Origin of the sequence: Undibacterium sp. SXout7W (assembly GCF_049339385.1) — a bacterium.
Lineage (GTDB): Bacteria > Pseudomonadota > Gammaproteobacteria > Burkholderiales > Burkholderiaceae_D > Undibacterium.
Map to the genome: position 1 here is coordinate 1 of NZ_JBMPPF010000137.1, position 300 is coordinate 300.

Here is a 300-nt window from a genome sequence, read left to right on the forward strand (position 1 = left end):
GCACTGAAAGCCGTTGAAAGCGATGGCGGTGCCCTGCAATACGTGCCAGCGGAATTACGCACAGAAGCAGTTGCACTGAAAGCCGTTGAACGTAATGGCTATGCCCTGCGATACGTGCCAGCGGAATTACGCACAGAAGCAGTTGCACTGAAAGCCGTTGAACGTAATGGCTATGCCCTGCAATACGTGCCAGCGGAATTACGCACAGAAGCAGTTGCACTGAAAGCCGTTGAAAGCGATGGCGGTGCCCTGCAATACGTGCCAGCGGAATTACGCACAGAAGCAGTTGCACTGAAAGCC

At 54.0% G+C, this 300-nt stretch carries 1 protein-coding gene; it reads left to right on the forward strand.

The window, feature by feature from the left end; all coding sequences use genetic code 11:
- On the forward strand, window positions 1-300 hold a 300-nt coding region (locus ACO0LB_RS20825; protein ID WP_423052642.1), incomplete at both ends, for a DUF4116 domain-containing protein.